General features: G+C 47.7%; 23 protein-coding genes. 5 read left to right on the forward strand and 18 right to left on the reverse strand.

Annotated elements, in window-relative coordinates:
* Window positions 1-117: 117 nt before the first annotated feature.
* The 13 genes from FC34_RS08570 to FC34_RS08630 all read right to left on the reverse strand — a co-directional run bounded on the left by FC34_RS08570 (window position 118) and on the right by FC34_RS08630 (window position 14,379).
* Entirely contained in the window at window positions 118-1,554 is a 1,437-nt protein-coding gene (locus FC34_RS08570) for a helix-turn-helix domain-containing protein (protein WP_057895017.1), read from the reverse strand.
* A gap of 7 nt (window positions 1,555-1,561) precedes the next feature.
* Window positions 1,562-2,008, reverse strand: a complete 447-nt coding sequence (locus FC34_RS09735; RefSeq protein WP_057895018.1) for a hypothetical protein — start codon at window positions 2,006-2,008, stop codon at window positions 1,562-1,564.
* Window positions 2,009-2,016: 8 nt separating this feature from the next.
* A complete protein-coding gene (locus FC34_RS08580; protein ID WP_057895019.1) occupies window positions 2,017-2,796 on the reverse strand; it encodes a class A sortase in 780 nt (259 codons plus the stop codon).
* A complete protein-coding gene (locus FC34_RS08585; RefSeq protein ID WP_057895020.1) occupies window positions 2,765-3,865 on the reverse strand; it encodes a WxLIP family cell surface protein in 1,101 nt (366 codons plus the stop codon). Before FC34_RS08585 ends, FC34_RS08580 begins: the two co-directional genes overlap by 32 nt.
* A 68-nt stretch (window positions 3,866-3,933) precedes the next feature.
* On the reverse strand, window positions 3,934-4,725 hold the full coding sequence (locus FC34_RS08590; RefSeq protein WP_057895021.1) for a WxL domain-containing protein: 792 nt from the start codon (window positions 4,723-4,725) through the stop codon (window positions 3,934-3,936).
* Between the two features lie 20 nt (window positions 4,726-4,745).
* Window positions 4,746-7,676: an Ig-like domain-containing protein gene (locus FC34_RS08595; protein WP_057895022.1), complete on the reverse strand. Its 2,931-nt coding sequence runs from the start codon at window positions 7,674-7,676 to the stop codon at window positions 4,746-4,748.
* Between the two features lie 42 nt (window positions 7,677-7,718).
* The gene (locus tag FC34_RS08600) at window positions 7,719-8,471 is read right to left on the reverse strand and encodes a WxL domain-containing protein (protein ID WP_057895023.1); all 753 of its coding nucleotides are present in this window, start codon (window positions 8,469-8,471) and stop codon (window positions 7,719-7,721) included.
* On the reverse strand, window positions 8,468-8,863 hold the full coding sequence (locus FC34_RS08605) for an LPXTG cell wall anchor domain-containing protein (protein WP_057895024.1): 396 nt from the start codon (window positions 8,861-8,863) through the stop codon (window positions 8,468-8,470). The genes FC34_RS08600 and FC34_RS08605 overlap by 4 nt, the downstream gene beginning before the upstream one ends.
* A gap of 421 nt (window positions 8,864-9,284) precedes the next feature.
* On the reverse strand, window positions 9,285-9,548 hold the full coding sequence (locus tag FC34_RS08610; RefSeq protein WP_057895025.1) for a type B 50S ribosomal protein L31: 264 nt from the start codon (window positions 9,546-9,548) through the stop codon (window positions 9,285-9,287).
* A 96-nt stretch (window positions 9,549-9,644) separates the two neighbouring features.
* Complete coding sequence (locus tag FC34_RS08615; protein ID WP_057895026.1) at window positions 9,645-10,904, reverse strand: UDP-N-acetylglucosamine 1-carboxyvinyltransferase; 1,260 nt, start codon at window positions 10,902-10,904, stop codon at window positions 9,645-9,647.
* A gap of 479 nt (window positions 10,905-11,383) precedes the next feature.
* Window positions 11,384-12,985, reverse strand: a complete 1,602-nt coding sequence (locus FC34_RS08620) for a CTP synthase (RefSeq protein WP_057895027.1) — start codon at window positions 12,983-12,985, stop codon at window positions 11,384-11,386.
* A gap of 232 nt (window positions 12,986-13,217) precedes the next feature.
* The gene (gene rpoE, locus FC34_RS08625) at window positions 13,218-13,889 is read right to left on the reverse strand and encodes a DNA-directed RNA polymerase subunit delta (RefSeq protein ID WP_157052279.1); all 672 of its coding nucleotides are present in this window, start codon (window positions 13,887-13,889) and stop codon (window positions 13,218-13,220) included.
* Window positions 13,890-13,932: 43 nt separating this feature from the next.
* A complete protein-coding gene (locus tag FC34_RS08630) occupies window positions 13,933-14,379 on the reverse strand; it encodes a YwiB family protein (protein ID WP_057895029.1) in 447 nt (148 codons plus the stop codon).
* 146 nt (window positions 14,380-14,525) lie between these two features.
* Between FC34_RS08630 and FC34_RS08635 the strand changes: the two genes are divergently transcribed.
* The 3 genes from FC34_RS08635 to yidA are packed head-to-tail and all read left to right on the forward strand — an operon-like array spanning window position 14,526 to window position 17,530.
* Entirely contained in the window at window positions 14,526-15,344 is an 819-nt protein-coding gene (locus FC34_RS08635; protein WP_057895030.1) for a lipoate--protein ligase family protein, read from the forward strand.
* A gap of 12 nt (window positions 15,345-15,356) precedes the next feature.
* Window positions 15,357-16,718 carry an HD domain-containing protein gene (locus FC34_RS08640; RefSeq protein WP_057895031.1) on the forward strand — a complete coding sequence of 454 codons (1,362 nt, stop codon included), beginning with the start codon at window positions 15,357-15,359 and terminating at the stop codon, window positions 16,716-16,718.
* Window positions 16,715-17,530: a sugar-phosphatase gene (gene yidA, locus FC34_RS08645; protein WP_057895032.1), complete on the forward strand. Its 816-nt coding sequence runs from the start codon at window positions 16,715-16,717 to the stop codon at window positions 17,528-17,530. Before FC34_RS08640 ends, yidA begins: the two co-directional genes overlap by 4 nt.
* Here the strand turns inward: yidA and FC34_RS08650 are convergent.
* Window positions 17,505-17,960, reverse strand: coding sequence for an NUDIX hydrolase (locus FC34_RS08650; RefSeq protein ID WP_057895033.1), 456 nt, complete (start codon window positions 17,958-17,960; stop codon window positions 17,505-17,507). The two genes, yidA and FC34_RS08650, sit on opposite strands and share 26 nt — an antisense overlap.
* A gap of 104 nt (window positions 17,961-18,064) precedes the next feature.
* On the opposite strand from FC34_RS08650, the gene FC34_RS08655 reads away from it, so the two are divergent.
* A complete protein-coding gene (locus FC34_RS08655) occupies window positions 18,065-19,108 on the forward strand; it encodes a YdcF family protein (protein WP_057895034.1) in 1,044 nt (347 codons plus the stop codon).
* Between the two features lie 62 nt (window positions 19,109-19,170).
* Window positions 19,171-19,542 carry a large-conductance mechanosensitive channel protein MscL gene (gene mscL / locus FC34_RS08660; RefSeq protein ID WP_057895035.1) on the forward strand — a complete coding sequence of 124 codons (372 nt, stop codon included), beginning with the start codon at window positions 19,171-19,173 and terminating at the stop codon, window positions 19,540-19,542.
* Between the two features lie 68 nt (window positions 19,543-19,610).
* On the opposite strand, the gene FC34_RS08665 is transcribed toward mscL, so the two are convergent.
* The 4 genes from FC34_RS08665 to purR form a co-directional block, all read right to left on the reverse strand.
* Window positions 19,611-20,585: a ribose-phosphate diphosphokinase gene (locus FC34_RS08665; RefSeq protein ID WP_057895036.1), complete on the reverse strand. Its 975-nt coding sequence runs from the start codon at window positions 20,583-20,585 to the stop codon at window positions 19,611-19,613.
* 148 nt (window positions 20,586-20,733) lie between these two features.
* Window positions 20,734-22,125 (reverse strand): bifunctional UDP-N-acetylglucosamine diphosphorylase/glucosamine-1-phosphate N-acetyltransferase GlmU, encoded by a 1,392-nt coding sequence (gene glmU, locus FC34_RS08670; RefSeq protein WP_057895037.1) that lies wholly within the window; start codon window positions 22,123-22,125, stop codon window positions 20,734-20,736.
* Between the two features lie 88 nt (window positions 22,126-22,213).
* Window positions 22,214-23,362, reverse strand: coding sequence for a VanZ family protein (locus FC34_RS08675; protein ID WP_057895038.1), 1,149 nt, complete (start codon window positions 23,360-23,362; stop codon window positions 22,214-22,216).
* On the reverse strand, window positions 23,359-24,210 hold the full coding sequence (gene purR, locus FC34_RS08680) for a pur operon repressor (RefSeq protein WP_057895039.1): 852 nt from the start codon (window positions 24,208-24,210) through the stop codon (window positions 23,359-23,361). The genes FC34_RS08675 and purR overlap by 4 nt, the downstream gene beginning before the upstream one ends.
* Window positions 24,211-24,275 lie beyond the last annotated feature (65 nt).

Genomic DNA, 24,275 nt, shown 5'->3' on the forward strand with positions numbered 1-24,275 from the left:
TTTCACAAATTCCACTACAACGAGCGCCATTCAGGCGCCCTAAACACACTAATTGTAGCAAAAACTAGAAATACCCCCTAACATTCCGAATCACGAATTGTTAAGGGGTATTGATATTTATCCAGCTTTAGCCGCCCGAATCTCGAGGATGCGATCACTCAAATGCGCCCAATCGATGGCACGTGGTGGATCCAGCCAAATGACTTTCTCCACGTCTAAGTCATCATAAACGGCATTGAGGTTCGTGACGACAATGTCGGTCGTCTCGTCATAAGCGAATTGCACATTGACGTTGAGGTTCACAAACAAAGCAAAGTTCTTCTTGATGAAGTCGTTGTATTCTTGCCCATATGAGAAATCGACGCACACCGTGATGGGCGGTGTGACACTGGCCAAATGTACCCGGCTAATCAAAATCATCAAATATCGGTAGAAAATATACGCCCGAAATTTCAGAATGCCTTCCGATTCCAGAAATGCTTCATCCATCAAATATTGGCGTGTACATTCAAAATACTCAATGTAAGACTCCTTGAAGAAGGTGACATCAAAATGTTCAAATGAGTAATACGCATTCAACGGGAAATAGATGAGTTCAAAGTGCAGTCGCGTCAATTCTGCGTCCAACAGGGTTTTGGCAGTCTCCGGCAAATCAAAGGTTGCCTGAGCAGCAGCCATGAATCGGTCATTGAGCTGGCTCAAGTGCTTGCCCAGCGCCATTGGTGATTGACTGCTGGGCAACAAATCACTCACATACAGGAATGCCAAGAGTTCTTGATGAAACAAATCAGATGATGGCACCCGTTCAATCACAGCGACCGCGTCAGGATAAGCCTGCTGCAAAGCCGTCATCACCTTTTGCCGGTTTGGATCGTCTGCACTCAGCGCGTGGCCCTGCTGTGCTCGGGTCATGGCAATGCACAGAAAATGGAACAATTTGATGGCGACAGTTTGTGGCAGGTTGATGTTGAGCGGCTCGAGTTTAGCCAGACTATCACTGGCTTGATTCTGAACAGTCTCCGGATACATGGCGTGATCATTGACCAAGACAAAAGCAAAAATCCGCGTTAACAGATAACGAATGGTCGGTTCTGGGCCCACAAGATGATGGTGTTTGTCCAGAATCACATCAAAGGTCTGCAGCAATTGCTTAATCTGGCGCAAGCGACCATACACGCTGGTATAACTGGTGAAGTTGTCATCCGCGAAACTTTGCGTGGACTGAAATGTCTCCTCAAACAAAGCCATCAAAATCGAGAAGGCCAAGGAATGCCGCAAATATTCGGCCAATAACAAATCTGAGGTGGCTTGGCCGGCTTCATACAACGTCGTGCGGACATTGTCATTATCAATCGCAAAATAACGGGTTAGGTCGTAGCGGTCAAAATCTTGCCCGAGTTCCTCAACGGTTTTACTAAAAAGAAAGTTCGACAGTGATAGCTCGGATTGAATGGTCGCATTCAATTCTGATAGTTCTGAGGATTCTTCTAAAAGACGCAGAAAATCAAATTTCCGTTTGTCGTCTTTATCCAAAAAATTCTCTAAACTAAGCATCGCTGTCTCACTTCCTTCTTCCGTACAATGCGCTTCCTGACAGCATTTCAACCATTGCTGTGAGATTAGCGTCAGAGTGGCCGCCATTACCGCCGCCAGGATCCGTATCATTCATAATGGCCAGCTGTGTGCTAGCCTCGTTAAATAAATCTTGATTAATCAAAAGCTTTTTATGTGACTTTGTCTTTTTAGGCCTCGCTGGCGCTTTAGGCTTTGATTCGCTCGGTGCTTTCGATTCAGCCGGTACGGCAGGTGCCTTTGGCGGTGGCGTGGACGAGCTGCTTGATGCAGGCACATCCGCTTGAGCACTGGGCGTAACAGGTTTCACCTCTTGATTAGGATCCACCGGGCTATACACCGTGCCACTGTCCGCGTTGACCTGGCTCGAAAACATCAAGGACGCCGAAAAAACAGCCAACGTCGCAAATAATTTAAATGACATCTTGTTCTGCATGCCCCACCTCACACTTTCTTCACGATGAGATAACTCAAACCAGGCAATACCACCAAAATAGCCACTAACGGGAGCCAAAACTGCCACCAACGCTGCGATTGCTGAACCTGGCGAGTGGCGCTGGTTCGCTGGGTCATTGTTGCTGCTAATTGGTGGGTAGTCGGCTTCGAGTCAAGCGTGGCCGTCACAATCAACCGGCCTGTGGTCGCTGTGGGTTGATCACACGTGATTAGAGTCAGCTGAGGCGTCCTGCTTTCTTTCAGCACGGCGAGATTGGTATCGTTCACCACACGTTTACTCGTGACATGATACTGGTACAGTTGGCCCAAATAGCGTAGCTGAATCACATTGCCAACCTTGGCTTGCATTAAGCGGCCAAAAAGTAGGGATGCTGTTCCAAGATGGTGGGCTGCCAGAACAAGATTATTTGTTTTGGGGTCACGTTTAGGATACATCGAACCAGCGCCGTAAAGCAACTCGGATTGGCCTAGGCCGGCAAAAACTGGCACATCTAACCCCACTGTGCCCACTTGCAAGCGTCCAATACTCGTCAGCTGATTATTACTGGTCAACGCTTGACGAATGGTCGGGGCTTGCACTGCCTCAAATGGTATGCTTTTGACTTGGTTGAGCGTTTTAACTTCCTGAACCTGCGCCGTGGCTGTCTTCTCCAGCAAAATTGCATTCTTAGCAAACGGTAAGCAGATCAAGCCCACACCAAGATATAACAAAATCAACGCGAGAAATTTGAGGCCTCTATTCGGCTTTGCGTGCGGCTTCTTTTGCATCTTTTTGCTTCTTTCTCCAAATCAGCCAAATAATGAGCAGGACTAACAAGAGCAACCCAATCCCGACAAGAATGTAAATCCAGGTGTAGTCCGCCTTAATGGTGACATCCTTCTTATTCAGGTCTTGAGCGGTCGCGGCCGAAATCGTGAAGTCCTTTTCGAGAATCCATTCATTCTGATAACGCAGACTCTGGCCTTTGCTGTCCTTGCCGCGCGCGTATTTGCCGTTAGCACTCTTATTTCCATCGACAATCAACTTGATATGATAGGTGCCTGGTTCCAACGCTTGTCCATTCAACGCGACTGGGAAGTTAAAGTTTGAATTTGGGGCGATTTGCAGGGCCGCTTTGTTAGCACTGTATAGGACTTTGCTATCACCCTTCTTGGTAACTTGTGCCTGGATGGCGACTTGGTTGATATAGGTCATTTGATTATTTTGAAGATTGGCAGAGATGACGTTACGGGCATTAATTTGGTCGGGCTTAACAGTATGCAGGCTCATATTTGGTGTAACTGGGTTACTGTTTTGCCGCATCAATAAGGCGACCACATACGAATACTCATTGTTGATGGCCAACCCTTGGCTACTGCTAGACTGGCTTGTTTTGGTGGTTTTGGCTTCCTTAAACGTAATCCCGCCTGCTAATACCCCATTGAAAGTCGCGGCTGGCATTTGCAGTTGAAATGGTACTTTGACCACGGAATGTGGCTTCAACGTCACTTGTTTTGGCGCCTGCACGATTTTAGCCAGGTCATACTTCATGCTGGCATCGGCTGTTTTCGCTGATGTGCTGTAATCCACGATCACGTTGGAATTCGTTGTCGCATGGTTGACGGCAACGTTCACCTTCACTTCGCGGGCAAGATCGTTCTTCAATTGCACATAAACGGTTTCTTTTTGACCCGGCTTCAACTGCAAGTCAAAATATGACTTCGACTTGTCAATTTGGTTGGCGGCCGCAATTGGGGTCACGCCAAAGCTAAACTCACTAGCAAACACCTGCGTGCCGCCAGCAAACACTGTCAAAATTGTGACCAAAACTGCGAGCAATGCTGCTTTGATTTTCAATGTCTTCGTCTCCTTTTCAACTAAAAAGAAAAGATTCGCCGAATCGCGAACCTTCCCCAAAACTTTAATTACTCAGTCGTTCCATTGCCTGGCACGTCTGATAAGTTCCACGTTAATGTCGTCTTGTAAGTTTCTGCATACTTGGTGGTTCGACCTGGAACAGATAAGGTAACACTATTTGTGTGTGGTTGATCCTCACTAGTCAACTCTGACTTAGTTCCCCAGTCATTCAGGAATGTCCCGCCACCTTGACCATTGGTGGCACTCATGACTAATGATGCGGTCCCTGGGGTAAGCGCGGTATCTTTTGCCGGTGTTGGTTTATTATCGCTCGATGAAGCAGTCACAACGTTACCGTCTTTAAGCGTGACCACCGCCCCGTCCAAAACATGCTTGCTGTCACTTATGAATTGGCCGTCTTGAGTGACGGTTAAGGTCCAACCAGCAAGGGTCCCACGGTTATCGGTCACCTGAACATAATCGGGCCCGTAGACTAAATCACCTGTTGGTTTACCATCAGCACCTAGCTTGTAATAGGCTTGAGCGGCTGCGGTGTACACCTTATCACTTGAACTAATCGCTTGTTTGCCAAAGTCAAAGCTTGATGCAAAGTCAATGGACAGTGGCCCAGGTGTACCTGGATCAACTGGGTTCGTTGGGTCCGTTGGATCAATTGGCTGGACAGGATTGCCTGGCTCAATTGGGTCGGTTGGGTCGGTTGGGTCGGTGCTTGGTGTAAACTCAACCTGGCCGTGAGAGTGATATTCAATTGGATCGTCGGCGGCAAAGATAGTCTTGGGTGTAAAAGCAACAGCGCTGAGGACGACTGCTGAAAGTAAGAATTTTGAGATGTTTTTCATGAGTGTTCTCCTTTTTAAGGTTATTGATTGGCTGGGACATCTTGGAGTGACCATTCAAGGGTGCCATCGTACTCACCGAGTAATTGCTGACTTGCGGGTACTTCGATGGACAAACCAGTTTTATCATTCCAAGAATCCGAAATCGTTAAACTACCATCGGTGCTGAACTGACCTGACTCAACAACCGCTGCATTGCCGCTAAGGGCAATTTTACCGGTTTTATTCGTATAGGTGAGCAAGCCACTGAGATCATGAGTGCCACTGTGCAGCGGATCTGCCTCCCGCAGCGTCAATTGCCATGGGGACTTGCCATCGCCGCGAGTATCTTCAATCTCAAGACTGCCCTTGACCGTGGGATAATAGGTCTGGGTTTGAGTGGTAATTTCGTGTTGACCAAAATCAAAAGTGTCAGGCACGGTAACCAGTGACAGGGAGCCGGCCACAGTCAACGTGGTCGCTGCCGCAAAGTTGGCATCGTGATACGCCATGTCAGCAGCCGGTTCAATGTTACCGATGCTATCATTCGTCGCCGGCGGGTTGGTATTACCCGCAGGCCCGGCATGATCCTTCAACCGTAATTGAACGACGTCGCCTTTGACCAAACCATTTGGTAAATTGACGCTATAGGTGCCATCAGCCGCGACCGTCGTGGTTAAACCTGTATCGGTCCCGTTCAAGTAAACTTGCACTTCCGCGCCAGCTTCCCCCGTCCCACTGACAGTTTTGGTGGTTGGCGCGATTGTCGTTTTACCACCTTGGACAGTTGTGGGATCTGGTGGTGTGACATCATAAACTTGCGGCGTGCTAGTTGGTAAATCACTGGCCGGCGTATCGTGCTGGCCTAAGGTGGCGGATAAAACTTTCAGCGTATCAAGTGCCGGTAAGAATGTAGCATTGGGTGCAGGGATTTTGATCATCCCTTTACGACTGGCATCCCCATAAACGGACATCGGATCGCCGTCAGAGACCCCGCTCAACTTCGCCACCTGCTTGCCAGATGGATCATTGAGCGCAATCGTTGCCAGTACTTCATTGTCATAGGCGTCACGAGCTTCGCCTTTTCCTTCTGGCACTGACGCATGGGCATAGACATACTTGTCAGCGTTGGTCGGCACGCGTAGGTCGTCAATAATCGCGGCTTGGTTGTTAGCACTCAAGCGAGAATATTGGGTGACTGCCCCGAAATGCGATTGCATATTCGCATCGGAGGTCGAACTTAAGGTGGCAAAGTCTTGGCCACTCAAGGCAAAATTAACGTTTGCCCATTGGTAGGTCGGGTTGCCATCCAGGTTGCTGCCATTTTTCCAGACTGCTAAGTCGGAATTCTTGCTGGTAAAGCTTGAGCCGCTACCTGCGGAAAAGACTTGGCCACCGCCAGTCCGATTGTTCCGGAAATCAAAATACTTCACACTATCCATTGAAAACTGAAGATTAGCGCCGATGAAAATACCGCTATTGGCGCTGGCTGTATTACCCCGTGCCACGAAATAGGTACCTGCTCCAGCAGTAATCCCGATATCAACCCCTGAGGCATCAATCGCTGGGCCAGAAACAGAACTAATGGATACCGATGAATCAGGATCAGTCACCGTAAAGGCGTTACCAGATGAGCCGTTGCTATCCGCGGTAAATTGTATTGCTTGACTGGCGCCAGCAATACCGCCTGGCGTACCAACTTGGGTTCCTGCTTCACGGGTCACATCAAAATCTGAACCGCCGGTTACGTTGATTTTGTTATTTGCGCCGAACATTCGGATGGCTGGGGCGTCGGCAGTCTTGCCACTGTCTTTGGTTTTAACAATTTTAATGGCAGAATGATTCGTCACATTGAAAGTCATATTGCCTTTCTGTTTGAACCAGAGTGTTGCTTGCGATGACACGACATCGCCGTTGGAAGTCAAATCTATTTCGGAATGATTGTCAACGTTAAAGGAGGCCTTGTCTCCTAACATGATTAAAGCCGAAGTAAACTGGGACTCCACACTCAGATGCGCTGATCCGGTGACATTCAGGGTTGAATTGGCGCCGACTATTGAGATCGGTACGTTATCACCAGTCGCTGAGCTGCTTGCAGTCAAGCTCGCATAATCGGTGATCGTAAAGTTAGTGGTCACACCGATATCCCAGACCTTCCCGGTCGTCGTACCAGTGGTGATAACCGACGACTGCTTGTCAATCAGAATGGTTTCACCTGACTTTGCGCCTGACTTATAGAAACTAGCCGCAGTCGCATTCACGACAGAATCGCCGGTAATTTTCAGACTAGGCGCTATAATCGCAGGAGCTGTCCCAGTCGAGGCATATTGCAGATTAGCAGCATCAATCACAACACTGCTGATTCCCAATAGCGCAATGGGTGCTGCATTTGTTTGAGATGTCGTGATGTTGCCAGTCAATTGAAGCGTCCCAGCGCCTGAAGCTAAGGCGCCTTTTGTGGTCCCTGTGAAATTCACATTACTAATGGCCAGCGTGAATCCAGCTGCAATATTGATGCTCTGGGACTGCATATCCAAGGTGTTGCCTCCAAAGTCGACTGGAATATCTTTATTCACAGTGGGAGAAGAGGTTGCTTTGAGCGGCGCAGTCACTGTAATCGCGGTCGTAGTCTTGTCTGTGAGTGCTTTAGTAAAGTCTGCCCAGGTCGACACGCTTGTTGCCGATTGTGGTGCCACCAAGTTCGGAACCGGTTTCAATAAATCGGAATTTTTATCACTGCTGATGCTTGTGTTCTGATCTGTTGCCTTTGATGTCGCTAAACTGAGAAATGAAACTGTTTTTGAATCAATATTTTGAGTGCTTTGCGTGTTCAAAGAAGTCAAGGTTGAACGTTCACTTGCATTGAATGCACTGTCGGCGGATTGCGAGGTGGTTGTCGCGGCAGCTGACAAAAGTGGAGTCGCGCCCAACAACACAAGGGCCGCAATGCCAGTGCCAATCAATTTGTTGAACAATGTCTCTCCTTCTTTCGCTTTAGACTTGACGCGTTAAAAACTTTATTCTGTCACCGTTGGGTTGCCTGGGGTGTCGGCTAGGGTCCATTCCAGGTTTGTGGTATAGAGTTTGGCCAACTTGGTTGTTTTACCTGGCACGGTCAACGCTACTGCCGTACTGCCAGCATCTTTCGTATCACCAAACCGGTAAATCCATGTACCGGCCCCTTTCCCTTTTTCAGCGATGAGCCCTGGCTGGGCAGCTTTATCAGGGGTATACGTCACGGTGCTAGCTACCGTACCGGGCTGATAAGCATCATTTGAAGCATCGCCTGTACCAGAAACAACTGAGGCCGTCTTAATCGCTAACTGGGCTCCGGTTAAGACATCCCCGTCAGCGGTATGGAATTGATCCATTTGCCGCGTTGTCAGATTCCATCCCGCTAATGACCCGCGTTTGTCGGTCACTTGGACAAAATTGACTGTTTCTGAGGTATCGCCTGTGGTTGCGTCCTTAAATTGATCAAGGGCTGCAAAATAGGTTTTATCAACGGTTTCAATCTTTTGGGTGCCAAATTTGAAATTGGATGCATAGTCAATTGATAAAGGGCCACCAGTTGGTTGCACCGGATCAATTGGTTGAATTGGGTTACCGGGATCGATCGGGTTCGTTGGTGGGGTAACGTCATCACCGGGAGTGAAAGTGATGGTTCCTTGTGTCTTATAAGTGGCATCGTCTGCGGCGAATACCGTCGTCGTGCTACCAAGTACAGTCAATGCGAGAACTGCTGATGAAAGCAAAAGGTTCTTTTTCATGAGTGGATACGCTCCTTTGTGTGTTGGTTAAGAATCAAGACAAGAATCATAAGTAGAGCCATGCCAATGACGCCCAGAGAACTTAAACTTTGATCTCCTGTTTGTGGCAGGATGGCTTGACCAGCGGCATTGTGGTTCGGGGTTGCCGGTTTTGTGGTCTCCGGCTTGTTGGTATTGTTCGACTCGTTGCCACTGTTGTTGTCACTGCCATTGTTGTCGTTGCCGCCTTCTTCGCCATCACCACCAGTGCCGGGCAATGACGGGTCAGGCTGACCGGGTTCTGAAGGGTCTTGGCTGTCATAGAAGCTGGCCGTACCGGTTGAGTGATACGTTTGTGTTGCCGCCTGGACGGTGCCGACACTCAAACCACTCAACGCCAGACCAACTATCAAAGTGTTGACTAGTCTTCTCGTTTTAAATCCTCCTTCCACATGATTAACGTTCAAAATTCTTCTCTGTCCCTGAGACAAGATTGATTATACCCACACATGAAAAAGGCGTCTGTTTTGATTTTTCCCAAATTTAAAAATTTAAAAATAATACCGGTTATTTGGGGCGTCCAAAAGATAACAAATATTCCTAAAGAAATCCATTCACAGCCCGGCAATCCTGTGATTTTTGAGCAATTTCTCTAATATTCAAAGCGCTTTCACATATTCACCCCAGCAATTTCGATCGTCAAGAATGCTATTGCCATCAGCTGGGCGTTATCACTGATCTCATAGAAAAAGAGCCTGTGCATGACCTTTAGTCGGTCGTTCACAAGCTCTTTTAAGGTAAAAAAATACCCGCATCTCTGCGGGTAAGTGCTGACTATTCGGCAGCGTTGGCGTCTTTGAGACCGTATTTCTTGTTGAAACGATCCACACGACCATCGGCTTGGGTAAACTTCTGCTTACCTGTGTAGAATGGGTGGGAATCTGAAGAAATTTCAACACGAACAAGTGGGTAGGTGTTGCCATCTTCCCATTCAATTGTTTCGCCTGAAGTCTTAGTTGAGCCGGATAAGAACTTGAAACCAGTAGCTGAATCTAAGAAGACTACTGGATGATAATCTGGATGAATACCTTGCTTCATAATTTTCTACTCCTTTGCCCTAAGCCATTGCCTGACCTAGAGATAATCTAAGTTAACTTAAATAGTCTACCACGAGAGCGGATAGCTTTCAATCGTTTACTCAATAATTTCAACATCCGCGCCGAGGTTATGTAATTTCATGACAACCCGATCGTAGCCGCGCAAAATGTTGTCGACTTTGGAAATAACAGTGTCGCCATCAGCCATGAGCCCTGCAATCAGCAAAGCTGCGCCCGCCCGAATTTCTTCAGCCACAACTTCAGCGCCTTGCAAATGCTCAGCATGATGCAGAATAATCACATCGTTTTCGACCGTGATATCTGCGCCCATGCGTTCCAGTTCCGGAATGTGGCGCACGCGTTTTGGATAGATGGTATCGACAATAATACCTTCACCCTGAGCTCGCAACAAAAGCGGTGTAATTGGTTGTTGTAGGTCAGTAGCAAAGCCTGGATAAGGCATAGTCTTGATCTGCACCATTTTTAAATCGCCGGACGGATAAACGTAAATACTATCTTCGTTCACATCCATGGACACGCCCATTTCTTCAAGCTTCGCCAAATAAGCGTCCAAATGTTCCGCGATGATATTCTTCACGAAGACCCCATCGCCGACAGCTGCAGCCATCGCCAAATAAGTCCCCGCTTCAATTCGGTCAGGGATAATCGTATGAGCAGCCCGGGCGTGCAATTCTGGCACCCCTTCGATCCGAATGGCATCTGTCCCGGCGCCCCGCACGATGGCGCCCATGTTGTTGAGGTAAGTCGCCAAATCAATAATTTCAGGCTCCTTAGCGGCATTTTCAATCACAGTACGCCCATGTGCCGTCACAGCAGCCAGAATAATGTTAATCGTTGCCCCAACGGAGACCATGTCCAGGAAAATGCGTGCCCCATGTAGCCCTTCAGCAGGCGCTTGAATCACAATTGCCCCGCGGTCGTCAGAGACCTTAGCCCCTAAAGCTTCAAAGCCTTTAATATGTTGGTCAATTGGTCGAGGGCCAATATCATCCCCACCCGGCAGACCAACGACGGCCCGCCCGAAGCGGCCAAGCAGTGCGCCCATGAAATAGTACGAAGCCCGCAAGCTTTTGATCTTACCACTCGGTAATGGAGTATCAACAATGTGGGTGGGATCAATGGTCAAAACCGTATCTTTGAAGACGGATTTAACGTTCATATCTTCTAAAATTGCCATCAAATTTTCGACATCGCGGATATGTGGGACCGCCTCGAGTGTCACCGGCGTCCGCGAAAGTATCGCTGCCGGAATGAGCGCCACAGTGCTGTTCTTTGCCCCACCAATGATGACTTCACCAGAAAGCTTCTTGCCTCCATGAATCAGCATTTTTTTCATTAAATTTGTCCTCACTTAAACTTTTCACATGAATAAACAGGCTGAAGCTGACCTGAAAACGCGATTTGCTTCAAAATAATAAGAAAATCTTCGATAACTGGGAATGAGTCGGCTTATTGCCGCATACTCAATGATTAATTTTAAAGAACCCATCACGAAAACACAACCTCTAATCGCGATACTCATCAAAGTTTAAGCGATTATAACCCGGTTGATACTTTTAAGCCTGTTAGGCCAAACAAAAAGCCAAACCAAGACCTAAGACTTCGTTTGACTCCTTGTTGGCCAGTTGACGGCCGATTATCTATTTAGACTAAACGCGCTCACAAATACTGCGGTCGTGGCTGTTCGCGCTCTGGTCTTAAACGCGCTCAGTCTCACAGCAACTTCCGCCTAGCCTGCTTTCTCAATGGGTAAGGCCCACCCATTGAGAAAGCTTGCTAATGCTCAGTTGCTCCCGTGAGTCTTCGCGCTCTGTGCTACTTAAAGTCGCCGGCGGCTTTAACGAAGACTTTGAACAAACCTTCTGGCTTGGTTGGGCGAGATTGGAATTCTGGGTGATATTGAGCGGCAACGAAGAACTTGTTCGTTGGGTATTCAATAATTTCCATCAAGCGGTTGTCAGGGCTCGTGCCTGAGAAAACCAAACCTTTGTCTTCCAACGCTTGACGATATTCAGTGTTGAATTCGTAGCGGTGACGATGACGCTTTTGAACTTCTGGGACGTTGTCATAAGCCGCTGCAGCAATTGAGCCTGGCTTCAAATCACATGGGTAGAGCCCGAGCCGTAAGGTTCCCCCAATGTTTTCAACGTTCACTTGGTCCTTCATTAAGTCAATCACTGGTTCTTTGACATCAGGATTGGTTTCAGTTGTTCCGGCATCCTTGAATCCGGCCACATTACGGGCAAATTCGATGGAAGCCATCTGCATCCCTAAACAGATACCCAAGAATGGCACATCATTTTCGCGGGCGTAACGGATTGCCGCAATCTTACCTTCAAGACCGCGATCACCGAAACCGCCAGGCACTAAAATACCATCAGCATCGCCAAGTAATTCAGCGACATTGTCATCGTTAACATCTTCAGCTTGGAAAGTCGCCAATTCGATATCTGAATCCCAGAAATAGCCCGCATGCTTCAAGGCTTCTGAAACAGAGATATAGGCATCCTTCAAGGCAACGTACTTCCCAACCAAGGCAATCTTCGTCTTGTGAGTTAAGTGTTGAACGTGGTTTTCCAGTTCAATCCATTCAGTCATATCAGCCTTTGGCGCATCCAAGCCTAAGAAATCAACCACATATTGGTCCATCCCTTGAGCCTGCATGGCCAATGGAATGGTGTACAGGGTCTTGGCATCACGTGATTCCACAACAGCATTCGTTGGAACATCGGTGAATAAGGCAATCTTTTCCTTCATGTCGTCAGTGACTGGTTTTTCAGTCCGTAAGACCAACATGTTGGGCTGAATGCCCAAACCACGTAATTCTTTCACACTGTGTTGGGTTGGCTTCGTCTTCAATTCTTCGGCTGCACCAAGGTAGGGTACCAAGGTCGCATGGATATACATTGCATTCTCAGCGCCAACATCTGCCTTCATCTGGCGAATGGCTTCAAGGAATGGCAAGGATTCAATATCCCCAACTGTCCCACCTATTTCAGTGATGATGACATCGGAATCAGTGTGGGTGGCAGCACGCATGATTTTTTCTTTAATCATGTTGGTAATATGTGGAATCACTTGGACAGTTGCGCCCAAGTATTCCCCACGGCGTTCTTTTTGTAAGACTTCTGAATAAATCTTACCTGTGGTGACATTGCTAAATTTATTTAGGTTAATGTCAATAAAGCGCTCGTAATGGCCAAGATCCAAATCCGTTTCTGCGCCGTCATCCGTCACAAAAACTTCGCCATGCTGATAAGGGTTCATGGTCCCTGGGTCCACATTAATATATGGATCGAACTTCTGAATCGTCACCTTTAATCCACGATTCTTCAGTAAGCGGCCAAGTGATGCTGCGACAATTCCTTTGCCTAACGAAGACACAACCCCACCGGTAACAAAAATATACTTGGTCATTTGCAAGCTCCTTTGAATTTTTTGAGGTAAATACAAAACAAGCTCCCCATTCATGCGAATAGGGAGCTTGTCACCGTTGCTTCACATCTCTGCAAAGCGCCCAAAAAGTATCTTAACTAAAAATAACAAAAAGGTCAAGGGGTGAAAATTTCATTTTGGACCGAGCTCTTTTGTACCATTTTCAAAAAAATAGCGGTTCGCCACCAAAAGTGAACGAATCGCCATTTCATTTCTATTGATCTTGTTCGTCATCGTCGTCATCAGCATCCGCATCAGAGAAGTCAGCCGTGTCATCATCAGTGGTGTCATCGTCTTCGTCTTCATCATCGTCGCCAAATTCGCTCAATTGACCTTCAATCCCGTCAGGTAAGCCATCGTCAGGATCGTCGTCTTCTGCGTCATCCGACACATCGTCAGCAATCCGATCGTGGTAGCCTAAATCAGCAGGCGTATCGTCATCGACACCTTCGTTATCTTCATACTCAACGTCACCATTCAAATCTTCATCTTCAGGGTCATCGTCGTTGTAATCAATAACATCGTCGTCGTCAGCCACGTCAGCCAAGAAGGCATTAACCTTCTTACGCTTCTTCCGACGTGGTGCGCCTTCTTCTTCATCTTCAGGGTGATTAACTTCTTCATCAACGGAATCGTATGCGTACCAGGAGCGTAATCCCCAGACGTTATCGCCTAAAGAAATAAAGCTGCCATCCACGTTCAGGTCCGTATAAAATTGAGGTAAGCGATCACGAACTTCTTCGTCACTTTTACCGAGATAAGTTTGAATTTCATTTACAATATCCACGAAAGGCATCGTGTCCCCATGTTCTGCCAAAATCGCATGGGCAACTTCAATCATAGATAATTCTGCTTTATTCGCATCGGCAAATACGTCTAGTTTCAACCGGTACACGCCCTTTCCACAGTCTACCCTACATCATACGCGGTTAGGCATTAAAAATCAATCGCAATCGGTAGTTCCCAACCAGGTCATTATTCGCAAACAGTTGATACTCGATATAGACTTCGCCGCCTAGCGGATTGTCACGCAGTTGCATGTCAATTCGAGGTGTCGCGGTCTCAACCGGAATAATCCCATAGGGTGTCCGGTACCGAGTCACAATTCGGCGTTCATTAACGAAATGTAATTTCAGTTGCGTATCCCCTTCACTACTACCGCGGCTTAAGGACACATCATCAGAACTCTTGATTTTTAAGGTCACCGGCATGCTTTCGCCAGTTTCATCATTGGTTTCCTGATAACGAATATAAAGGGCATCGCCTAATTGCACAACGGTCCCGGGTTCATCAAAGATATTTTGTTCAGTTTCACCTTCCTGCGTCACAAATGTTTCGAGGTGAATTTGGACAGGAATGCCTTGTGTCTGGTCCATGGAAGAACCTCCTTTTTGAGTTAACTTTAAGGCAAAAAACGCGCTGCTTCAACCAAAAACCTTCTACTTATTTTAGTCAAAATACTGACGGCGGTTCCATTGGCCGGTATAATGAAAGTATTTGAAAGAGAAAGAAAGTGACTTGCGTGGCGTTTGCCCTGACTAGTCCGATTGAAATCCTTGATCAGAGCTTCAATCAGACCCAACGGCTTGATAGTTTTGCTCACACTAATACAATCCTGAACTTACGTCAAGAGCAGGACCCAATTGTCCTCCACTTCTGGACGTTAAACCAGACGGTGGTCTTGGGTATGCAAGACTTAAAGGTTCCCAACTTACCAGCCGGCTTGGCGGCCTTGCGCAATCGGGGGTACACCTATTTTGTCCGCAATTCTGGCGGCTTAGGCGTCGTTTGTGACCAAGATGTGTTGAACTTATCACTCTTTTTGCCAAACCAGGCTGAGCTCACGATTACAGCGGCTTACCAATTGATGACGGCCTTCATCGAGGCCAGCTTTCCCAATGCGTCTATCGCCCACTATGAAGTCAGACAGTCTTATTGTCCGGGTCGGTTCGATCTGAGCATCAACGGGAAGAAATTCGCTGGGATGGCGCAACGGCGGAATCGTGCAGGCATTGTCGTCATGTTATATCTGAGCGTCAATGGGAATCAAACCGCGCGAGGCGAGGCCATGGCGGCGTTCTATCAGGCCGGTCTGTCACAAACGCAGGCGCATTTCCACTTTCCTGTCGTTGAACCGACCAGCATGGCTAATCTTTCAGATTTACTGGCACGCCCGTTGACCATCGATTTAGTGAAACAAACCATCCTCAACAGTTTGGCGCAGCAGAATCTCGCCGTGAATACCACTCACCTACCAGCATTGCTGGCCAGTGAGACCTACCATCAGCGATATCAGCTTGAATTGAAACAATTACAACAACGAAATCAGCAATTGGCATAAGGAGGCTGTTTCATGGAGGTTAAATATTTGCCGCGGGAAAAGGTGCTCCGCGACCCAGTTCACAACTACATACATGTTCGACATCAGGTCATTATGGATCTAATTAATACGCCTGAATTTCAACGCTTACGCCGCATCAAACAACTGGGCGTTGCTAGCTACGTCTTCCAAGGGGCGGAACACACGCGCTTCACGCACTGCCTGGGTGTCTATGAAATCACCCGCCAAATGTGTGATAACTTCGAAATCAATTACCCATCTGTCAAGGCCGGTGATGGATTGTGGGATGACAATGAACGCTTAGTCGCCCTCTGTGCCGCCTTGCTGCATGATTTGGGCCATGGTCCTTACTCCCATACATTTGAACATATTTTTGGCACCGATCATGAAGCCATCACCCGTGAAATTATCACTAATCCGAGTACGAATGTCTATCGAGTGCTGGCCCAAGTTGATAGTGACTTCCCAGCCAAAGTAGCCAGCGTGATTGATCACACCTATCCCAATCCGCAAGTTGTGCAGATGATCTCCAGCCAAATTGATGCCGATCGCATGGACTACTTATTGCGCGATGCGTATAACACGGGGACCAAATACGGTTTATTCGATCTCACCCGGATTCTGCGGGTGATGCGGCCCTATGCCGGTGGGATTGCCTTTGAAGCTAACGGGATGCACGCGGTTGAAGACTATATCGTCAGTCGCTTCCAGATGTATCAACAGGTTTATTTTCACCCGGTCAGTCGGGGGATGGAAGTCGTGCTCACCCACTTATTGACCCGAGCAAAGGAATTATATGAAGACAATCAATTACTCGATCCTTACCGGCCAGAATTACTAATTCCCTTTTTTGAACAGGAATTCAATCTCCAGGACTATCTGAAATTAGACGATGGCGTGTTGAATACTTATTTCCTGTATTGGCAAGACTATCCAGACCCACTTTTGCAAGACTTTGCGAATCGGTTCCTCAATCGTAAGCCGTTAAAATCCATCACTTTCATGCCAGCCACTCGCCGATTATTGCCGCGGATGCGCCAACTGGTCGCCGATGCTGGTTTTGATCCAGCCTATTATACCGCTGAAAATGACAGTTTTGATTTGCCTTATGATCAATATGACCCATCGTCGGCAAACCCTAAAACCCAAATTGAAATTATGCAGCCAGATGGGACGCTAGAAGAGCTATCGACTCTGTCGGCGCTTGTGGCCGCCATTACTGGTAAATCCACTGGGGACACCCGCTTCTATTTCCCAAAAGCCATGCTTGGGACCCCAACTGATGATTTATTCGCACCCATCTACGCTGAATTTCAGGCGCATATTCTCAATGGCAGTTTAATCCCACAAAATTTGGAGGAATTGGATCAATGAGTATTAAATTAGTCGCCATCGATATGGATGGCACCCTGTTAAATGAACACGGTCAACTCAACCCCGCCACAATTAATGCCGTAAAAGCAGCTAAGGTTGCCGGTGTCAAAATTGTGCTGTGTACTGGCCGCCCTTTGCCAGGGATTCAACAATTTCTCCCTGAACTTGAACTGAATGAACCAGGCGACTACGCCATTACCTACAATGGCGCGCTAGTGCAACATACCAGCGATGGCCACGTTCTGGCTAAGCACACTCTGACGTACGCCGATTATCTGCGCATTGAATATGTCGCGCAACTCATCGGGGTGCACTCCCATGCTGAAGACGAAGTGGCTATCTATACAGCCAATCATGATATTTCATCTTATACGGTGAATGAAGTGGCTTTGGTCAACATGCCATTGAAGTTTCAAACGGCCGATCAATTCAGTCGTGATCACGTCTTCTCCAAAATGATGTTGATTGATGATCCCGAGATTCTAGCCGCGGCCCAAAAAAATCTTCCAGCCGATATTAAGGAAGATTACTATCTAGTCAATTCAGAGCCCTATTATCTAGAAGTGCTCAACAAAAAAGCCAGCAAAGGCAATGGCCTAGCTGACTTAGCAAATCATTTAGGGATTGACGTCTCTGAAACAATGGCCATTGGCGATCAAGCTAATGACTTATCGATGCTCGAATATGCCGGCACTGCCGTTGCGATGGGTAACGCCATTGATGCCGTCAAGAATATTGCTAACGTTGTGACCGAAACCAACATTAATGATGGTGTGGCTAAGGCGATTAATGACTTGGTGCTTGGCGACTAAGCCACTGTGAAACACCGTAACGATGAGTTGGGCGTTTCAATTCCGCTGCCGCAATCGTGACAGGCATCAACATCAACGTGTTGAAATCTTCCAAGGGCTGTGCTACCTGCGTTAAATCGGTACAGGCGTAAAACCGTGCCGGATGATAGTAGGCCGTTTGCCGATGATGAGAGTAGAAGTACTCCGCGGCTTGACCAAGTTTAGGCCCAATAGTCACTTGTACGCCAAACTCTTCCAATAATTCTCGGCTTAAAGCTTCGGTGTCACTCTCACCGGCTTCAATTTCGCCGCCCGGGAGAAACAAGGCGTGGTTGGGGGCGCCAAGCACTAATAAGCGTTTGCCTGAGGCGTCCGGAATGACGCCATAGACCCCAATTCGTTCTTGGTAAGTTAAATTTGGATCGCGTTTCCCAAAGACTGGATCAATCATGGCGAATCCCTCCCAAATTTTATAGCTATTATACCCAACCAATCCGTAACAGACCATTAATTCACATCAACTGGTACAATATGATTTCGCAAGGAGGGATGCGTATGGACGCAATTAATTGGGGCATCGCTACGGTGCCCACATTCTTTTTGGTCTTATTCCTAACCAGCTATCGTTTAGAGCCACGAAGGCTCATTAACGGGTGGCTGTTCAACTTCTTCTTAGTAACTTTCCTCGCCGCCCTCGCCTTCTTTATTCTCCGGTCTCAGAATATGCTCCTCATTGCCGTCACTGGGACACTCTTCATAATTTTCGTTTTACTGATTGTCGTCTTCTTCGCGCTCCACTTACTATGGCTGATTTGGAATGCTATTGTCGTGTGGCGCAAAGAATCACATTCGTTGGGGAACATGCTAACATTATTAATTGCCCTGGCCTTACTGGCCTTGGAAATCCTCAGTTCCGTTGTGCCCCGATTCCTGCCCGGCCCCATCTACAATGCATTGGGCGTGTTTATCTTTCTGAGTGGCTTTTATATTTTGGTGACCCTGTATAATTTCTTGACCATTCTCATCATCTACAATCTGCGTTGGCCGAATTATCATCAAGACTTCCTGATTGTCTTAGGCGCAGGGTTACTGCACGGCGATCAAGTGTCGCCGTTACTAGCTGCACGAATTAATGCAGGCATTAAATTCTTTTTCAAGCAAGTCAGCAAAGGCCGGCCCGCGCCAGTGATGATTTTCTCAGGCGGACAGGGTGGCGATGAAGCGATCCCCGAAGGCCTGGCCATGCAGCGCTACGCTATTGCTCATGGGGTGCCCGTGGATCACACCTTGGTTGAGGATCAGTCCAAAACCACTTTTGAGAATATGAAATTCTCTGCTGCGCTCATGCAGCAACACCATTCTGGACCCTATAAAGCCACTTTCTTCACCAATAATTATCACCTATTTCGCGCCGGCATTTATGCGCGGTTAGCCCACACACCCGCCAACGGGATAGGGGCAGCGACCTCGTTTTACTTCTTACCCAATGCCGTCATTCGCGAATATCTCGCGTTGGTCTTAATGTACAAGCGGCGGCACGCGGTTGTGTTGATTGGTATCACGCTCATCAGCCTATTATTCCTACTTGCCGGCTGGTAAAGGTGCAAATCACTAGGGGAATCCCTTATACTAAAAACATCAGTGTAGAAAGGAAGATGTGTGTGCTTAAAGAATTTCGCGATTTCATTATGCGCGGCAATGTCGTTGACTTAGCCGTCGGGGTTATTATCGGGGGCGCGTTCACCGGTCTAGTCACCTCGCTGACTAAAAACCTGATTAATCCGCTGATTTCTATTTTTATTGGTCAGACAGATTTGTCCAGTTGGACCTTCAAAATCCTCAGTGCACGATTCACCTTTGGGACTTTCTTGAATGATGTCATTAATTTCTTGATTACGGCCTTCGTCGTCTTCTTGCTGGTTAAAGCCATCAATCGCTTGCTCCCTAAGAAGCCAGCACCTGCTGCTGGGCCTAGCCAAGAGGAGCTACTCACGCAAATTCGCGACTTACTGGAGCAACAACGCCAGTCGTAATGGCGCGCAAAAAAAGGCTGTGTCCAAACCCAAACGGGTTGGTCACAGCCTCTTTTTGTATGTACACTTTAGCCTTTGAAGCGATTCTCAAATAGTGGTGAAACCGGTTGGTTCTCTTGAATCCGTGTAATCGCTTGGCCCAACAATGGTCCAACGGAAACAATTTCTAATTTATCCATTTGCTTATCGGGTGGCAGTTGAATGGAATCGGTCACCACAACCTTCTCAATGACAGAATTCGTTAACCGTTCAACAGCGGGGCCAGAGAAAATAGCATGCGTTGCGGCAACGACAACTTCAGTCGCGCCTTCTTGCTTCAAAGCGGCAGCGGCTAATGTGATCGTCCCCGCAGTATCGATCATGTCATCAATAATGATGGCCCGCTTGCCTTTGACGTTCCCGACAATATTCATCACTTCTGAAACGTTCGGCCGTGGCCGGCGCTTATCAATAATCGCAATTGGCGCCTTTAAGAATTCAGCTAATTTGCGAGCCCGAGTCACGCCACCATGATCAGGGGAGACAACAACGGTATCTTCTCCCACATAGTTATTGCGAATAAAGTAATCAGCAAGCAATGGCGCACCCATCAAGTGATCCACTGGAATATCGAAGAATCCTTGAATTTGGGCGGCATGCAAGTCCAGAGCTAACACGCGGGTGGCACCGGAGCGCTCAAGCATGTTCGCCACCAACTTAGCCGTAATCGGTTCGCGAGAACGGGCTTTGCGGTCCTGGCGGGCATAGCCGTAATATGGAATGACCACGCTGATCGTATGAGCTGAAGCCCGGCGTAGGGCATCAATCATAATCAGCAGTTCCATCAAATTATCATTGACCGGATTAGAGGTTGATTGAACTAAGTAAATATCATCGCCCCGAATGCTTTCTTCAATGTTGATTTGAATTTCACCATCGCTAAAGCGCTTGACCGATGACTTCCCTAACTCGACTCCAATTTCTGCGGCGATTTTTTCCGCAAGCGGCTTGTTGGAGTTTAATGCAAAAATCTTCAACTTTGGATCAGCGTATTGGTCTGGCATGTTACCCTCCGTAATCTTTTTTTCTCTCTAAAAAAAGTCTAGCCGAAATACAAAAAAAAGCAAGCTGGATTTCCAACTTGCTCACCTTTTTGACATTGTTCTATGTCAATATTAACGGTTATCTCACTGTAAACGCGTACAGATTGGACTAGGCATTCCATTCGTCACTGTCACCCAGTGGCAGACGTTTCCAGAAATCCAACTTATTTGTTTGACGTTCACGGGCAATCGCCATGGCGTGGAACGGCACATCCGAAGTAATCGTCGACCCCGCAGCAATGAAGCTGTGATCGCTCACCTTCACTGGTGCAACAATGTTTGAGTTACTCCCAATGAAACTGTGGTCGCCCACTTCACTGTGCCACTTCTGCACACCGTCGTAATTGACGAAGACAACGCCGCAACCGACGTTAATTTCAGCGCCCAAGGTCGCATCCCCGACATAAGTCAGATGGCCAACCTTCGTGTTCTTACCGATTTGGGCGTTCTTGATTTCAACGAAGTTCCCAATATGAGCACCTTCGCCGATTTCTGAATCAGGCCGCAAATGGGCATTAGGACCGGCATTAGAGCCAGTGTGCATAATTGAATCTTCAATCGTTGAACTCGTGATCGTCACTTGGTCTTCAATAGTCGCGTTGGACAATACGGAATGCGCCCCGATGACACAGTCCTCGCCAATCACCGTATTGCCCTTGAGGTATACGCCAGGTTCAATCAAAGTGTCGGCGCCGATTTGCACGTCCACATCGATGTAGGTGTTGTCTGGGTCAGTTAACGTCACCCCATCACGCATGTGATTGGTGTTGATCCGATGTTGCATCACTTTGGTTGCAGCGGCAAGTGCCACGCGGTCGTTAACCCCCATCGATTCTTCAAAGTTCTTCATCCGATACGCTGCCACAACTTCGCCCTTGTTCTTCAGAATTTCAATGACGTCCGTCAAATAATATTCTCCTTGAGCGTTGTTGTTATTGACTTCATGCAAAGCCTTAAACAGCGATTGGTTGTCGAAGCAATACACGCCGGTATTAATTTCGTTGACCAGGGCTTCTTCATGGTTAGCGTCTTTTTGTTCGACAATCTTTTGGACCGTGCCCAAATCATTGCGAATAATCCGGCCATAACCAGTTGGGTCTGGCGCTGAAGCCGTCAAGATGGTCGCCTTTGCCCCTTTGTCCTTATGATAAGCAAAGAGCTTCTCAAAAGTTCCTGCGGTGAGCAGTGGTGTATCGCCGCTAGCTATTAAGGTCATGCCTTCTTTATCACCCAACAATGCTTCAGCCTGCAAGACCGCGTGACCGGTGCCAAGCTGTTCTTCTTGGATCACAAATTGACTCCGATTGCCAAGTGTCTCTTCGACGGCCTCGGCACCGTGGCCAACAACAGTTACAATCTCGTCTGGCGAGGTCAGTTCAACTTGCGTTAACACATGGTCAACCATCGCCTTACCCGCGATTTTATGTAGGACTTTGTAAAGCTTAGATTTCATGCGAGTACCTTTACCCGCAGCTAAGATGATTGTATATTTTCCGGCCATTATCTGGACTCCGTTTCATTGATTAATATCCTAATCATAGACTAGACCATTAAACCTGACAAGTGTGAAAACACGCGAGATAACTGGACTAGACAGGTTTCTGAACAGTATTCACAACACTAATCTGTTTGGTTCTGAGCCACTCATCATAGAAAAACACACCATGCCGAGTGACTACTTCCCAGACGAAATTTCCAAAAAGGAAAATCATCCCCACTAAAGAAACCAAGAAGAGCGCCCAGGTGATGTCGGTTTGAGTCCCGCTGGCCAACACGGTTGCTTGTTGACTAAAGACCCAACTGAGTGGAAAGGCCACACCATAGATCATGGTCTCACGCGCAACCAACCGCCAAAAGCCAACTGGGTGATTATCCACCGTCACTAACCGGATTTTGACCAAGCGCTTGCCAACGGTTTGCCCGTGGCTGAAATAGGGCACCCAGACAAAAGTGATAAACGTAGAAATGATGTAATCCAACCGCCATTGCCGCATTACAGCCGCCAAGCCCAAAAGCTGCATCACGAACGTGACCACAACTGCAATAACGCCCGCGACCAGCACGTAATCAATCACGAAAGCCACAAACCGCCGCGTCCAGGTGACTTGACTGCCCCGCTGGCGGCTTTCAGCGTCCATCGCTTCTCGCGTGGGAAAGGCGCGCATTAAACCCGGCGCAATCAGACCACCTAAGAAGCCACCAGCCGTGTTAACAATTAAGTCATCTACATCAAAGAGCCGATACGGTCGTGGATAAATGCCGTATAATCCCGACAATTGTGTCAGTTCAAAGAATAAACTTAACCCGAAAGTCAGCATGATCACCTGAGGCAACGAACGCTTAAAGTAATAGCGTAAATAAACCCCAAAAGGGACAGTCAGTAGTAAATTAAAGAGCGGCTGAATAAAGGCTGGCGCTTCAACCGTTTTTAGCCATGTCCCTGGTTGAAACAAGTTGAACGGCGTGGTGGCGATAAACTGGCGCAAGGCCATGAATGGGACCAAATTATATTTAGGCCCGGTGAACTTGGCCACAGTCGCCACATCCGGTAGCGGCAGGATAATCAGGAAGTATGCCGTTAAGAGGTAGAAGATAAACGAGTAGAGCACAAACGCACGCCAGAAAATGAAACTGCCATACCGGCGATATTGAATGATTAGAGCGGGAATTGTCAGCACTAACGCCAAGACCGGAAAAGCGAAAATAGCCGTTCTAATCGGTCCTAAATAGGCATTCATGCATCCATACCCTTAAACATCGCTTGGTTGTAATCCAGGTAGTTACCTGGCACCGCGTGAAGCGTATTGGTTTTGGTATCCACATCGTCAACACGGATGAGTGAGGTATAATCGTTCACCATCCGGTCACCGGCAAACTTACCCTCGGCAAAAACAGAGATGCCGACCAGATTAGCATCGAATTCTTCAATCAAACTACGCATCCCATTAACAGTCCCACCAGCCTTCATGAAGTCGTCGACAATTAAGACCCCACTCCCAGCCTGGAGACTGCGTTTACTGAGTTCCATCTTCTCAATCCGAGCAGAACTACCGGAGACATAATTCACCGAAACAGTTGAACCTTCAGTAATTTTTGAATCCCGACGCACAATGACAAATGGCGCATTCAAGTATTGGCTCACGCTTTGAGCAATCGGAATGCCTTTGGTCGCCACTGTCATCACTGCATCCACTTGTTGGTTGGCAAACTGAGTCGCGATTAGCCGGCCAATTTGGCGCAGGACTTCTGGTGTCCCCAGTAAATCAGAAAGATAAACATATCCGCCCGGTAGTAAACGATCCGTTTCTGAGAGCCGATGGGCCATGTCTGCAATAAAATCGCTCGCTTCGTTTCGACCAATGGTTGGAATGTACCGGACCCCGCCAGCAGCCCCAGGGACTGTTTCAAGAATCCCCGTTTGGCGCTGCATGAATGTCCGGCGAATAATCCCCAAATCCTCACTAATAGACGATTTAGCAGATTCATAGCGTTTAGAGAAATAGGTCAGCGGCACCAAAGTGTGCGGGCGTTCCAATAAATAGCGCGTCATGTCAATCAGACGATCACTGCGTCGAACTTTTGTCATTAAAAAAACTCCTATCTCCGAATATTTGGATTGTCATCATCTTTGAGCTTCAATCTTCACAATTA

The sequence above is a fragment of the Lacticaseibacillus brantae DSM 23927 genome, assembly GCF_001436115.1.
Taxonomy (GTDB): Bacteria; Bacillota; Bacilli; order Lactobacillales; family Lactobacillaceae; genus Lacticaseibacillus; species Lacticaseibacillus brantae.

What these genes read in the sequence shown, in the direction of transcription:
- FC34_RS08615 (WP_057895026.1), bottom strand. Translation starts at nt 10,904, where the DNA reads ATGAAAAAAATGCTGATTCATGGAGGCAAGAAGCTTTCTGGTGAAGTC.
- FC34_RS08590 (WP_057895021.1), bottom strand. Translation starts at nt 4,725, where the DNA reads ATGAAAAACATCTCAAAATTCTTACTTTCAGCAGTCGTCCTCAGCGCT.
- FC34_RS08580 (WP_057895019.1), bottom strand. Translation starts at nt 2,796, where the DNA reads ATGCAAAAGAAGCCGCACGCAAAGCCGAATAGAGGCCTCAAATTTCTC.
- glmU (WP_057895037.1), bottom strand. Translation starts at nt 22,125, where the DNA reads ATGGCCGGAAAATATACAATCATCTTAGCTGCGGGTAAAGGTACTCGC.
- FC34_RS08650 (WP_057895033.1), bottom strand. Translation starts at nt 17,960, where the DNA reads ATGATTGATCCAGTCTTTGGGAAACGCGATCCAAATTTAACTTACCAA.
- purR (WP_057895039.1), bottom strand. Translation starts at nt 24,210, where the DNA reads ATGACAAAAGTTCGACGCAGTGATCGTCTGATTGACATGACGCGCTAT.
- FC34_RS08655 (WP_057895034.1), top strand. Translation starts at nt 18,065, where the DNA reads ATGGACGCAATTAATTGGGGCATCGCTACGGTGCCCACATTCTTTTTG.
- FC34_RS08640 (WP_057895031.1), top strand. Translation starts at nt 15,357, where the DNA reads ATGGAGGTTAAATATTTGCCGCGGGAAAAGGTGCTCCGCGACCCAGTT.
- FC34_RS08665 (WP_057895036.1), bottom strand. Translation starts at nt 20,585, where the DNA reads ATGCCAGACCAATACGCTGATCCAAAGTTGAAGATTTTTGCATTAAAC.
- FC34_RS08620 (WP_057895027.1), bottom strand. Translation starts at nt 12,985, where the DNA reads ATGACCAAGTATATTTTTGTTACCGGTGGGGTTGTGTCTTCGTTAGGC.
- FC34_RS08675 (WP_057895038.1), bottom strand. Translation starts at nt 23,362, where the DNA reads ATGAATGCCTATTTAGGACCGATTAGAACGGCTATTTTCGCTTTTCCG.
- FC34_RS09735 (WP_057895018.1), bottom strand. Translation starts at nt 2,008, where the DNA reads ATGCAGAACAAGATGTCATTTAAATTATTTGCGACGTTGGCTGTTTTT.
- FC34_RS08600 (WP_057895023.1), bottom strand. Translation starts at nt 8,471, where the DNA reads ATGAAAAAGAACCTTTTGCTTTCATCAGCAGTTCTCGCATTGACTGTA.
- yidA (WP_057895032.1), top strand. Translation starts at nt 16,715, where the DNA reads ATGAGTATTAAATTAGTCGCCATCGATATGGATGGCACCCTGTTAAAT.
- FC34_RS08610 (WP_057895025.1), bottom strand. Translation starts at nt 9,548, where the DNA reads ATGAAGCAAGGTATTCATCCAGATTATCATCCAGTAGTCTTCTTAGAT.
- FC34_RS08630 (WP_057895029.1), bottom strand. Translation starts at nt 14,379, where the DNA reads ATGGACCAGACACAAGGCATTCCTGTCCAAATTCACCTCGAAACATTT.
- FC34_RS08570 (WP_057895017.1), bottom strand. Translation starts at nt 1,554, where the DNA reads ATGCTTAGTTTAGAGAATTTTTTGGATAAAGACGACAAACGGAAATTT.